The 12385-nt window shown below is 62.5% G+C and carries 12 protein-coding genes; 5 read left to right on the top strand and 7 right to left on the bottom strand.

The window, feature by feature from the left end:
* Window positions 1-62: 62 nt before the first annotated feature.
* From VEZ38_RS02530 to VEZ38_RS02540, 3 genes are all read right to left on the bottom strand, one after another.
* A complete protein-coding gene (locus tag VEZ38_RS02530; RefSeq protein WP_324891637.1) occupies window positions 63-734 on the bottom strand; it encodes a TerC family protein in 672 nt (223 codons plus the stop codon).
* 528 nt (window positions 735-1262) lie between these two features.
* The gene (locus VEZ38_RS02535; protein ID WP_324891639.1) at window positions 1263-1493 is read right to left on the bottom strand and encodes a 3-dehydroquinate dehydratase; all 231 of its coding nucleotides are present in this window, start codon (window positions 1491-1493) and stop codon (window positions 1263-1265) included.
* 171 nt (window positions 1494-1664) lie between these two features.
* Complete coding sequence (locus tag VEZ38_RS02540; RefSeq protein WP_324891641.1) at window positions 1665-3272, bottom strand: MDR family MFS transporter; 1608 nt, start codon at window positions 3270-3272, stop codon at window positions 1665-1667.
* Window positions 3273-3420: 148 nt separating this feature from the next.
* On the opposite strand from VEZ38_RS02540, the gene VEZ38_RS02545 reads away from it, so the two are divergent.
* Window positions 3421-4299 carry a helix-turn-helix domain-containing protein gene (locus VEZ38_RS02545; RefSeq protein WP_324891643.1) on the top strand — a complete coding sequence of 293 codons (879 nt, stop codon included), beginning with the start codon at window positions 3421-3423 and terminating at the stop codon, window positions 4297-4299.
* 320 nt (window positions 4300-4619) lie between these two features.
* Here the strand turns inward: VEZ38_RS02545 and VEZ38_RS02550 are convergent, their stop codons facing one another.
* A complete protein-coding gene (locus VEZ38_RS02550; protein WP_324891645.1) occupies window positions 4620-5843 on the bottom strand; it encodes an MFS transporter in 1224 nt (407 codons plus the stop codon).
* Between the two features lie 281 nt (window positions 5844-6124).
* On the opposite strand from VEZ38_RS02550, the gene VEZ38_RS02555 reads away from it, so the two are divergent.
* Window positions 6125-7414 carry a glycoside hydrolase family 18 protein gene (locus VEZ38_RS02555; RefSeq protein ID WP_324891647.1) on the top strand — a complete coding sequence of 430 codons (1290 nt, stop codon included), beginning with the start codon at window positions 6125-6127 and terminating at the stop codon, window positions 7412-7414.
* A 92-nt stretch (window positions 7415-7506) separates the two neighbouring features.
* Here the strand turns inward: VEZ38_RS02555 and VEZ38_RS02560 are convergent, their stop codons facing one another.
* The 3 genes from VEZ38_RS02560 to VEZ38_RS02570 all read right to left on the bottom strand — a co-directional run bounded on the left by VEZ38_RS02560 (window position 7507) and on the right by VEZ38_RS02570 (window position 9045).
* Window positions 7507-8088, bottom strand: a complete 582-nt coding sequence (locus VEZ38_RS02560; RefSeq protein WP_324891649.1) for a thioredoxin family protein — start codon at window positions 8086-8088, stop codon at window positions 7507-7509.
* Between the two features lie 59 nt (window positions 8089-8147).
* Entirely contained in the window at window positions 8148-8459 is a 312-nt protein-coding gene (locus VEZ38_RS02565; RefSeq protein ID WP_324891651.1) for a Dabb family protein, read from the bottom strand.
* Between the two features lie 67 nt (window positions 8460-8526).
* The gene (locus tag VEZ38_RS02570; protein ID WP_324891653.1) at window positions 8527-9045 is read right to left on the bottom strand and encodes a YfiT family bacillithiol transferase; all 519 of its coding nucleotides are present in this window, start codon (window positions 9043-9045) and stop codon (window positions 8527-8529) included.
* A 153-nt stretch (window positions 9046-9198) separates the two neighbouring features.
* Here VEZ38_RS02570 and VEZ38_RS02575 point away from each other — a divergent pair, with 153 nt between their 5' ends.
* The 3 genes from VEZ38_RS02575 to VEZ38_RS02585 are packed head-to-tail and all read left to right on the top strand — an operon-like array spanning window position 9199 to window position 12112.
* On the top strand, window positions 9199-9969 hold the full coding sequence (locus tag VEZ38_RS02575; protein ID WP_324891655.1) for an energy-coupling factor transporter transmembrane component T: 771 nt from the start codon (window positions 9199-9201) through the stop codon (window positions 9967-9969).
* Window positions 9970-10020: 51 nt separating this feature from the next.
* On the top strand, window positions 10021-10596 hold the full coding sequence (locus VEZ38_RS02580) for an ECF transporter S component (RefSeq protein WP_324891657.1): 576 nt from the start codon (window positions 10021-10023) through the stop codon (window positions 10594-10596).
* Between the two features lie 25 nt (window positions 10597-10621).
* Window positions 10622-12112 carry an ABC transporter ATP-binding protein gene (locus tag VEZ38_RS02585; protein WP_324891659.1) on the top strand — a complete coding sequence of 497 codons (1491 nt, stop codon included), beginning with the start codon at window positions 10622-10624 and terminating at the stop codon, window positions 12110-12112.
* Window positions 12113-12385: the final 273 nt, after the last annotated feature.

Here is a 12385-nt window from a genome sequence, read left to right on the forward strand (position 1 = left end):
TCCCGCCCAAGATCGTCTCCCCGCAGGCGGCGTCCGAACGAAAAAAAGCGGCGCGCTTCCGATTAGGAAGCCGCCGCCGCTTTTCCTCTTTTCAAATACCCCGCGAACAGCACCCCCGCCACGACGGCGATCGTAAAGCCCCATGTGAGGACGAAGTTGCCGTCGAAGAAGCCAAACAGCTTCTCCCCGACGACCATCTTCGCCGCCGTGAAGGCGAGCACCCCGCCGCCGACGTAAATAATGACCGGAAACCGTTCGACGAGCCGCAGGATGAGCGTACTGCCCCAGACGACGATCGGCACGCTGATCAGGAGCCCCAGCACGACGAGCAGGAAATCGCCGTGCGCCGCCCCGGCGACGGCCAGCACGTTGTCCATCCCCATGACCGTATCGGCGATCAGCACCGTACGGAGCGCTTCCCCGAACGTGGCCGCTTCCTTCACGTCGCCGTGGCCCTTGTCCTCGGCGATCAGCTTGTAAGCGATCCAGATCAGCAGCAGCCCGCCGACCGCCATCAATCCCGGCACCATGAGCAGATAGACCGCGACAAGCGTTAACGCCGATCGAATCGCGACGGCGCCGACCGTCCCCCAAAAGATGACCTTCTTTTGCTGTTGGCGCGGCAGCGTGCGGGCGGATAAGCCGATGACGATCGCGTTGTCGCCCGCGAGCACGAGGTCGATGACGATAATCGTCAGCAACGCCGACCAAAACGCCGAAGACATCCAATCCATGATACCCCTCCTCGCCCATAGGATGAACGGAAGGGAACGACTTCATCCGCGGCGCAAATACATTTCCTCGAATGATGTGGTTGTTTATCATCATCGTTGACGAGCCTTTGTTCGTGCATACATCGGTTCCTGCCCGCTGTTCCGCCATCCTTTGGGATTATTCCGTTTCTTTCTTCGCCAATTGGATGAGCATGTCGACCGCCGCTCCGTCGTCAACCGCCGAATGCCTCGTTCGTGCACGATATCGAGGGCCGATAGGATCATCCGCTCCTTCCGCGTCACGTTAACGAGCACTAACTTATTGCTTATTTAATAGGGTAATTCTGGTTGTGGACAAATCGTCAATTTATGTTGACGCACGTCAATATGTGTCGAAATTTAACGCGTGTAAAGTGAAATTGACAAAAACAAGGAGCCGCCGGAAACAAAAAAGCTTCCTCCGACAATCCATCGGAGGAAGCTCTCGGCGCATAAAAAAACTCCCCTGCCATAAAGACGGGAAGCCGGACGAAGGTCGATTCGATGCTATTAATAAAGCGACAACGCGATGGAGTCTTGTTCGTCGAGCGTATGCAAGATCGCGTCGGAATCGACGATTTCGATGCTGATCAAAGAATCGAGCGATTGCTTGATCGCCTTGCGGCCGTGCAACGACTTGGCTTTCAGCGCGTGGGAGAGAAGCTTGATTTTCTTCGTACCCTGCACCTCGTCGGAGTAGACCGGAACGATCCGCTCTTGAATCTCGATAAATGTTCGCATTCCATCATCTCCCAGTTTACGACTCTATGAAATAATGATACACGATGTACCTTAATTTTGCATGAATTTTTATTGACAAAACGAAGACATTCCGATTTTTTTTGGACACGCGGGAAAAAGCCGTCCGCGCCCCAGCTCGAACGGCCTCTGTCGCCGACGGAAGTCGCCGAATTATCGGAACGACTCGTCCCTTCCCAGCTTCCCGGGCGTCCCGCCCGGCTTCTTGTCGCGTTCGATCCGCTTGCCTCCGACAAACAGCGATACGACGATACCCGCCGCGACGAACGCCAAGCCGATAAGAAATACGGTCGTGAACGAATGAGACCAAGCTTCTTGAATGAACCGCATGACGGCGGCTCGCAAGTCTTCCTCCATCGGGGCGCGCCCCGGGTTCACCATGACGCTGAACAGGTCGACGCCGTTCGCCTGCATCGAGCGCACAGCTTCGGGCACCGCCGTTTCGCCTCCGGCTTCCAGCGCCGCTCCCTCCCGGTCGAGATTCGTCTTCAGCGCATGGTTCATGACGACATTCAGCACCGTAATGCCGATCGTGCCGCCGATCGAACGAAAGAACGTCGACGCCGAAGTCACTTGCCCAAGCCGCCCCTTCGGGAACTCATTCTGTACGGCGATCATCAGCGTCGGCATGACGAGACCCATGCCGAAACCGAGCACGACCATATAGAGGTATGCGATCCATTGCGACGACTCGAGCCCCATGGTGCTCACCAGATAAAATCCTAATGCCGACACGCTCATGCCGATCGCAAGCACGGTTCGGTATGGAACGCGGAGCAGCAAGGGACCCCCGAGCACGCTCGCGACGATCATGGAAATCATCATCGGCGTCATCGTCGAACCCGCCTCGGTCGGCGAGACCCCGAGGATGGCTTGCATAAATAAAGGCACAAACATAATCGCGCCGAACATGCCGAGTCCAAGCAGGAAACCGAGCGCGTTCGTTACCGCGAAAACCCGGTTGCGGAACAGCGACAAGTCTAGAACGGGCTCCTTCGCTCGACGTTCCGCGAACAGAAACAACGCGGCGAAGACGAGCGCACCGCCGAAGAGCAAGAAGCTTTCGGTCGACGTCCACGCGAATTGGTCCCCGGCGAACGTAAGGGCGTAGAGGAACAGGATGAGCGCCGGCACGAGCGTGAAAATCCCGAAGTAATCGATCGTCACGCCGTCAGACTTGGCGACGATCTCTCGCTTCATTCCCTGGAAGATCATCCAAGCGGATACGATGCCGAACGGAACGTTCATGAGGAAAATCCAATGCCAGCCGACCGTATCGACGATGACGCCGCCGATGAATGGACCGATCACGGAGCTGAGTCCGAAGACCGCGCCGAAGACGCCTTGCCACTTCGCCCGCTGCTCCGCGGTGAAGATATCCCCGATGATCGTCTGCGACAGAGGCATGAGCATCCCGCCGCCGATGCCCTGCACCGCCCGGTACAGCACCAGCATCTCCATCGTGTTCGCCGTCGCGCAAAGCGCGGAGCCGGCCGAAAAGACGACGGCCCCGATCAAATAGAGATACCTGCGGCCGTACAAATCGGACAGCTTGCCGACGATCGGCACGACGACGGTCGACGTGATTAAGTATGCCGTCGTGACCCATGCGAAAATCTCGAAGCCTTGCAGCTCCGAGATGATCGTCGGCATCGCCGTACCGACGATCGTCTGTTCCAATGCACTGAAAAACATGCCCATAAGCAGTCCGCATAGTACCAAGGATTTATTTATTCCCTGTTGCTCCTTAGCCGATGGCATTCCTTAGCCCCCTCTTTTAAACTTGACCGATAAGTCAAGTTTTATGTTACAATGGAATTGCGCTTTGAATAAGCGCGGTATCAATTCACGCTCATGATTATATAACCGTTTGACCGAACGGTCAAATTATGCCGCAGGGGGTTACATGGTGGATAAGAAAGCGTTGATTTTGCAAAGCGCCGTCGCGTTGTTCGCCGCCAAAGGGTACCACCAGACGACGATTCAAGACATCGCCGACGAGGCGGGGATCGCCAAAGGCGGAATTTATTTTTACTACAAATCGAAAGAAGATCTTTTGCTCTCCGCCGTAACCGACTATTATGACCGAATGTTCAACCGGGCGGCGGAAGCGGCAGAGCGATACGGCCGCGATCCCCGGGAAGGACTCGTCCAACAAATCATGTCGCAATTCCAAGACCTGCACTCAAGCACGAGCTTGCTGTCCTTGTTTTCACGCGGGCAGATCGACGTGAACGCGGAAGTCCGCTCGCTTCTGGTCGCCATGCGGGGGCGGTTCCTTGTCTGGTACCGCGATCAAATCATCGTCGTTTACGGTCCGCGCATCGAGCCGTACGCCTTCGACCTAGCGGCGCTGCTCACCTCGCTGATTCGCGAATACATGGGCTTTATCTTCATGGACGGCGCGGCGCTGCCGCCGCGTCGGCTGGCGGAGACGATCGTCGCCCGCCTGGACGACGCCGCGCGCGGCGTATGGAAGGGGCAGGAGCCGCCGATCCTTACGACCGCCTTCATTAAGGCGGCTATGCCCGGCGTCGTCGTCCGGGAGGGCACCGACGCCGCGCGGCGATTGGATGCGGCGCTCGACGCGCTGCCCGCCCTTGCCGACGAGGAAAATTCGCAACGCGTTCGCGTCGCGGTCGATGTGTTGAAGGAGGAGGCGGGGAAGCCGTTCCCGCGGCGCGTCGTGCTCGACGGCATGCTGCTCTTGCTCGAGCAAACGTACGCGGGTGCCGCAATGGCGGAGCTCGGTTCGGTGCGGAGCATCATAGAAGAATTCAATTTATAACTCTTGCATATATTTTCTGTTTTGTGTTAATATTAAAAATTGTAGTGTAACCCCATATGTTTATTCCTCTGATAGGATATTCCCATCCTAGTTTCATTCCTACTTTCCACATTGACGGCTGCTGGAAGAAACACGGATCCATACTGGCGCGGTCTAGGAGCCGCAAGGACGATCGAGAGGCAGGGCTTTCGTTGTTTTCGTGATTGATGAAGTTACCATTCGGAATCGACATAGCGGTTGCGCTAATGAATAATAAGACCCCCGTTCGCTGATGCGCACGGGGGTCGTCCATTTTCTAGGAGACCTGGGGTAGAGCGTCTTCACGCAGGCGCGTCCATGCGCCGGGGCCGGTTGTAATACCAAAATATCGCCGCCCCGATAAATCCGCACGCCGCGGCGAACAATAATATCGAAGAAATCGGAATCGTACCGATCAGCGCGGTGCTCAGAATCGGCCCGATCGAGCCGCGAATGCCGAACAATAGCAAATGCAAGCCGAATACGACCGCCTCCCGGCCCGGGGCGATGCGGAATACATACGCCAGGATGCCGATATCCCAAATCGCGTCGCCGATCCCTTGCACGCCGCTGGCCGCGATGACCGCCGGGTAATTGCCGAACAAGCCGTAAAGCAGCGGAGCAAGACCGAACGCGGCGATCCCGTACGTCAGCGTCCGCTCCGGCGGGAACCGGTCGACGGCCCAGCCGACGGCGAGGTAGCCTGCGATCAAGCAAAGAAAATACGCCATCCGCGCGTAGCCGATCTCGACGTTCGTCAGCTGCAGCAACTCGACCTGCGTAATTTGATACAAGGGCTGCACCAGGATGTTGCCGAAGCCCGAAAACGTCGTCGCGATCAAAAACATGACGAGCGGCCGATTGCCGCGAACGACGGTCCATTGCTCCTTGAGCGACGCCCGCCTCGCCGCTGGGGAGCGTAAGGGCGCCTTCTCCGACTCGCGCACGCCGAAAAACATCGAGATCGAGAGGAGCCCCGTCGCGCTGGCGAGCAGCAGCGGACCCGTCGGCCCCGCGATATCCGTCCACAGCCCGATGCAATAGGCGATCGGGATCATGAGCAGCCCCATCGCCACCCTGACATATCCCATCAGCCGGCCGCGCTGCTGCGCCGGGTAGATGCGCGTCATCAGCGCAGCGTACGCCGGCGCTTGAATACCCATCATCAGATGGAACGCCAGCGCGGTGGCGACATACACCCAAGGCAGGCCGAAGCAGGCCGGCAGCAGCAGCAGCGCCCGCCCGACGACGTTCGGCCAGATGACGAACGGCTTCGGGTTCATCCGTTCGATCCAGCTCGCCCATATCGGGGAGAAGAGCAATCCGATGGCCGGCGCGGCCGAAAGCAGTCCGACCTGAAGATTCCCCGCCCCCTGCTGGATGGCCATCGGCAAATAAAACTGGTTGAAGACGACGTTGAACACGCTGAACGTCGTCGCCGCGGCGAAATCCCAACGGAAGTTGCTCCATGCGATCGGACTCATCTGCAGTCCGAGGCGGAGCCGCAGCGAGAATGGTTCCCTCACAGTAGGTTCCTTCTATCTATGTAGATTCATTACGGTACTACCTGCAAGAATCCCACGGAAAGCGTCTTTGCGCAACCGCCATTTTCGTGCAAAGGATGCGCTTTCTTCTGCATCCTATCCCGCCGGACGCCGCCGGACGCCCGCCGCCTCGGCCGCGCCCGATTTTTCCGGTTCGCCTTCCCCCGAACGTCGTAACCGAACCGATTTTTCCGCTCCGCAAACACCCATCGTTTCTCTCCCGAATACGTATGTAGAAACATAATCCGGAAGGAACGATGTACATGCAAATTCATGTCATTCGGCCGGGGCAATCGCTGTGGGGCCTGTCGCAGGCGTACGGCGTCCCGGCGAATACCATCGCGGAGGCGAATCAGCTGTCCCTCGGCGAGACGCTCGTCGTCGGTCAGGCCGTCGTCATCCCGATCGTCGGCTCGTATTACTGGCTGCAGCCTGGCGACAGCTTATACGCGGTGTCGCAGCGGTTCGGCGTGCCCGCAGCGACGCTCGCATCCGTCAACGGCTTGTCCCCGGGCCAAACGCTGCCGGTCGGCCTGCGGCTCTATATCCCGCCGACGGCGAAGCGCAGCGTCGAGACGAACGCATACGTCGAGCCCCGAGGCGAATCCGTCTCGCCGGCGCTCGAAACCGCATCCCGCGAAGCGGCGCCTTGGTTAACGTACCTCGCGCCTTTCAGCTTTCAGGTGCAGCGGGACGGCTCGCTGGACGCGCCGCCGCTCGGCGGACTGCCGGCGATCGCCGCCGCGCAGCGCGTGACGCTCATGATGGTCGTGACGAACCTCGAAGGCGGACAGTTCAGCGCCGAGCTCGGCCGCATCATCATGAACGACGATACGGTGCAGACGGCGATGCTGAACAATATCGTCGAGGCCGCTCGACGGCACGGCTTCCAAGACATTCATTTCGACTTTGAATTTTTGCGGCCGGAGGATCGGGAGGCATACAACCGCTTCTTGGCGCGCGCCTCGGAACGATTGCATCGGGAGGGATTTCTCATGTCGACGGCGCTCGCGCCGAAGACGAGCGCGACGCAGCAAGGGGCCTGGTACGAGGCGCACGATTACGCGGCGCACGGGCGGTACGCGGATTTCGTCGTCATCATGACGTACGAATGGGGCTACAGCGGCGGACCCGCGATGGCCGTCTCGCCGATCGGCCCGGTGCGCCGCGTGCTCGAATACGCGCTGACGGAAATGCCGGGCGAGAAAATTATGATGGGGCAGAACTTATACGGCTACGATTGGACGCTCCCGTACGTCGCCGGCGGCGAGTATGCGCGCGCGCTCAGCCCGCAGGCGGCGATCGCATTGGCGCGCGAGCGCAACGTCGCGATCGAGTACGACTACGCGGCCCAGGCGCCGCACTTCCGATACGTCGACGACCAAGGGCGTACGCATGAGGTGTGGTTCGAGGATGCCCGATCGATTCAGGCGAAGTTCGATCTGATCCGGGAGCTGGGCCTGCGGGGCATCAGCTATTGGAAGCTCGGGCTCCCCTTCCCGCAGAACTGGCTGCTGCTCGGCGACAACTTCTCCGTCGCGAAGCGGCGTTGATCCGAGTCGCGCATACATGCTTAAGGCGGGACGTCGTCGGACGGCGTCCCGCCTGTCTGCGGTTTTTGCGCTGCATTGCAAGGACGGAACCGCTACACCAAGTCGCAAGCCTCGACCGGCATCCAATGGGCGTCCTTGCCGTCCCACTTCACGTTGCAGCCGATCGGATTCGTTAGCGGCACGGCGACCGGGCGGCCGGCGAACACGTCGGCGAGCGCGTTGTCGAGGTCGTTCACCGTCATCTTGCTCGTGTCGCGCGGCTGGTCGACGCCGCGGCCGGTATAGACAAGCTTGCGCTCCTCGTCGAATACATAGAAATGCGGCGTCCGCAGCGCCCCGTACGCCTTCGCGACGGACTGCGTCTCGTCGTGCAAATACGTCCAAGGGAAACGATGCTCGTTCATGCGCGCGACCATGTGCTCGAACGAATCGTCGGGCTTCGTGTTGACGCTGTTCGAATTGATGCCCACGAACGCGGCGCCGAGCGGCGCGTACTTCTCCGCCGTCGCGCGCGTGATCTCGTCGGAGCCGACGACGTAAGGACAATGATTGCAAGTAAAGAAAACGACCAGCACCTTCGCATCCGCGAAGTCGGCGAGGGAATACGTCTTTCCGTCCGTCGCCGGCAAGGCGAACGCAGGCGGCTTCGATCCTAACTCCAAAGTAAAGGCCATGCTCGATTCGCTCCTTCCTGATCGTCCCGGAGCCTCGGCGCCGGGCGGAATTTGCTTCGTTACCGGTCCTCCGCGGCGAAGTCGATCTCTTGGAACGACTCCACCTCGAGCTTCCAGCGACGCTCGACGAAGTCGACATGCGCGGGATGCTCGTTATAGGCGTCATAGGCCGCCTGATCGGCGAATTCCATCGAAAACCCGAACCGATACGGATTTTTCGGACTGATTTGGCGGACGACCTCGAAGCGCTCCACGGTCGGAATGGCGCTAAGGATCGTTCGTCCGTCGCGAAGAAACCGTTCCGTCTCCGGCGCGTCTTCGGCGTGCTTCAACGTGAAAATCGCCATGTGGCGAATGCGGCCGCGTTGCAATCGGCTCACCTCCCGTCTTTATTTTTCCATAGGCCGGCGGCGGCTGTCAAAGCCGCGGTTCGCCCCTTTACGCGAGCAGCAGCCGGACATGCGCCGTGTGGTGACGGCCGTGCCACGCATACGACCCCGCATGGTTCGCCAGATCGGTGCGTCCGGACGCCGGATGAATGAACGTGCGCGCCCACGCCGCTTCGTCAAGCCCGCGCAGCACCGTCGCCCACCGCAGGTGAAGCGCCTCCAGCAACTGAAGCGACGGCTCGACGGGCAATCCGAGCGAGTCGGGCAGCTCCGCCCACCGCTCCTCGCGATACGGCTTGATCGTCGGTTCGTCCTCGGTGAGCGCCAGCTTCAAGCGGACGAAGGCGTTCATGTGGCTGTCGGCGACATGATGCACCACTTGCCGGGCCGTCCAGCCCCCGGGACGATACGGTTCGTCCAGCCGCCCGGGCGGCAGCGACTCGACCGCTTCGCGCAACAGGCGCGGCAGCGACGCGATGTCCTCGATCCAGGAAAGCCGCGTCTGCAGGTCGATCTCCTCCCGCGTTTCGTACGTGCCTATCGGATATTTCAGCCGATCCGTTGCCATTCGCGTCGCCCCTTTTTCCAAAGTACGGCAATTATAACACGAACCGCTTCGCCTCAGACATGTGGATTGTTAACCAAATTTAGTGTTGACTGGTTAACGAAACCTAGGTATCATTCGATTCAGGAATCGCGAAGGCGGGATGAGGACGACGGTATGATTTTGTTTTCTTTTCGGAAAGGGACCTCCTGGTTTCACCGCCTGGATCCGGGGTCGAAATTCGTCTGGCTCGCCTGCGTATCCGCGCTGTGCTTGCGGGAAGGGTCGGCCGCGTTTCAAGGGGCGCTGCTGCTCGCCGTACTGGGCTTCGGGGCGATCGCCGCGGGGCTGTCGCCGAAGGCGCTATGGCAAGGGCTTCGCATCCCGTTCTGGTTCGGCGTGCCGTACTTTCTCCTGCAGCTGCTCGCGCTGCCGGACGACGGGCCGCCGCTGTTCGTGCTCGGGCCGATCGTCGTCTCGGCGGGGGCGTTCGATTTCGCGGCGGCGGTGTCGCTGCGGCTGCTCACCCTCGTGCTCGCCTCGTTCGTGTGGATCGCGACGACCGATCCGCGCGACGCGGTATTGGCGCTGGCCCAGCAGCTTCGCGTGCCGTACCGGTTCGCGTATGCCGTCTCGATCGCGCTTCGGTTTCTGCCGATCCTCGAAGCGGAGGCGGAGGCCGTACGGGCGGCCCAACGGCTGCGCGGGTACGGCGGCTCGACCTGGCGCCGGCCGCGAGAAAAGCTTGCCGCCTGGGGCCGCTTCGGCTTCGCGGCGTTCGCGAACGCGGTGCGCCGCGTGCGGCAGACGGCGGAGACGATGGATGCGCGCGGCTTCGGGCTGCACCCGGGACGCACCTACCGGCGGACGTTAATCGTGCCGCGCTCCGGCCTCGCGCTGATCGTCGGCTCCGCCGCGGCGACGGCTGCCGTTTTCCTGACGGCGTAACGTTGCTCTGCTCTGCTTTACTCTACTTCTGATGAAACGGGGAATGATTCGATGAAGCTCAAGTCTTTCACTACGCTGGACATTGTATTAATGGCGCTCCTCGCCGTCGCCAACGGCGTCATGACGACGTATACGTCGTTCGTGAATAAGCTGCTCACCGCCGCGGGAGGCCCGATCGCCACCTCGACGATCGTGGGCGTGTATATGATTTACGGGGTGCTGGCGATCTACATTATCCGCAAGCCCGGCGCCGCGTTCGCGACGTTCCTGATCGGCGCCACCGTGCAGTCGATGATCGGCACGAGCTACGGCATGGCGTCCGCGTACGTCGCCGCGCTCTGTTACGCCTTCGCCGTCGAAGCCGTGTTCGCGCTGTATCGGTACAAGCGCTGGGACGTCCGCGCCGTCATGCTCGCCAGCGTCGCCGCGGTACCGCTGTGGTTCGTCTTCGCGGCGTATATGTTCGGCTACTGGAAGTGGGGCCTCCCGGTGCTCGCCGGCGCGCTCGTCGTCCGCTGCCTCAGCGGGCTTCTCCTCTGCGGCCTCGTCACGACCTGGCTCGGCGACGCCCTCGCCCGGGCCGGGCTGTTGAAATCGTTCGCCATTAGCCGTAGACATGCCGAGTAACGCCGCGTCCGCGCCGGAGCCGTCGATGAACCGCCGGCCGGTTCTGACGCTGGAAGCGGTGCGGTTTCGGTATGAGGGGGCGGAGGCGCCCGCATTGAACGAGCTTACGCTGACGGTCGAAGAGGGGGAGCGTCTCGCCGTCGTCGGCCCCGGCGGCTCGGGCAAGAGCACGCTGTGCCGACTCGTCACCGGCGCGCTGGCGTCCGACCCGGACGCCGGACGGCTCGAGGGACGCATTCGGCTCCGAGGGGCGGCGCGGGTCGACGGGTACACGGCGGCGGAGGCCGCCGGCCGGATCGGATCGGTCTCGCAGGATCCGGAAACCGGCCTCGTGCTCGACGTCGTCGAGGACGAGCTGGCGTTCGGGCCCGAGAATATGAACGTGCCCCCGGCCCGCATCGAGGAACGCATCGACGGCGCGCTCTCGGCGGTCGGGCTGCCGCGCGCGCTGCGGGAGGCGCGGACGGCCGAGCTGTCCGGCGGGCAGCAGCAACGCGTCGCGATCGCCGCGGCGCTGGCGATGGAGCCGCTGCTGCTCGTGCTCGACGACGCGGCAGCGAATCTCGATGCGGACGGCGCGGCGACGCTGGCCGAAACGCTGCGGACGCTGCACCGCGGCGGGGCGACGCTGATCGAGACGTCTCCCCGCTGGGAAGCCGCCGCGGAAGCGGATCGCGTCGCGGTGCTCGACGGCGGCCGGATCGTCGCGCTCGGGACGCCGGAAGACGTGCTTTCGCGGCACGCGTCGACGGTAAGGCGGCTCGGCTGCCTGCCGGCGGTGGGCCTCGAAGCCGGGGAAGACGCTTCGGGCGGCGCCTGCCCCGCCTCCGGGCCCGGTCCGGCGCAGCCCGCGCCCGATCGCGGCGTCGTGCTGGAGGCGCTCGGCCTCCGCTTCGCCTACCCGGGCAGCGGAGGTCGACTCGCGCTTCGCGAGACGAACGCCGTCGTGCGCTCGGGCGACGTCGTCGGCGTCGTCGGAGCGAACGGCGCCGGCAAGACGACGTTCGGCAAGCTCGTCGCCGGACTGCTGCCCGCCCCGCCGGAGTCGCTGCGTCTGCTGGGGCGCCCCGTCGCATCGTATTCCGTCCGCGAGCTGGCCTGCACGGTCGGGTATGTGTTTCAGCGGCCCGAGCGGCAATTCGTCGCGGAGACCGCGCTCGAGGAATGCGCGTTCGGCCTGCGCGTCGCGCGCGGCGGCTCGTTCGACGCGCACCCCGAGGATACGGCCCGAGCGGAGGAGGCGCTGCGCGCCTTCGGGCTCGGTCATGCGCTCGACGCGCACCCCCGCGCGCTGCCGGTCGCCGAGCAGCGGCTGCTCAATCTCGCCTCGGCGCTCATACTGCAGCCGGCGCTGCTCGTGCTCGACGAGCCGACCGCCGGACTCGACTACGCCGCGACGGACCGATTGCTGGCGCAGGTCGCAACGTTCGCCGGGCGAGGCGGCGCCGCGCTCGTCATTACGCACGACGCCTACGCCCTTCGCCGCTTCGCGAATCGCCGCCTGACGTTCGAGTAACGGTAACGGCCTCTATCCATGCGCTTCCACGCGGCGAAAGCCCTCGCCCGACGTCGTCCGCGTCCGGTTCGGGGGCTTTGCCGCGTTCGTCGGCGTCGCCGCCGCCGGCGACGCCGACGAACGCAGCCAAGCCTCCTCACGACAAAGAGGACGCCCGAAGGCGTCCCCGATCGTACAACCGCTATGCGTTTCCCATTACCGCTCGGCTTCACTACCGGCCCCGGCCGGCGCCCCGCGCCCGGCCGCCGGCCCCGCCGGCTTTGCCGCCGCCCG

Origin of the sequence: Paenibacillus sp. (assembly GCF_035645235.1) — a bacterium.
Lineage (GTDB): Bacteria > Bacillota > Bacilli > Paenibacillales > YIM-B00363 > Paenibacillus_AE.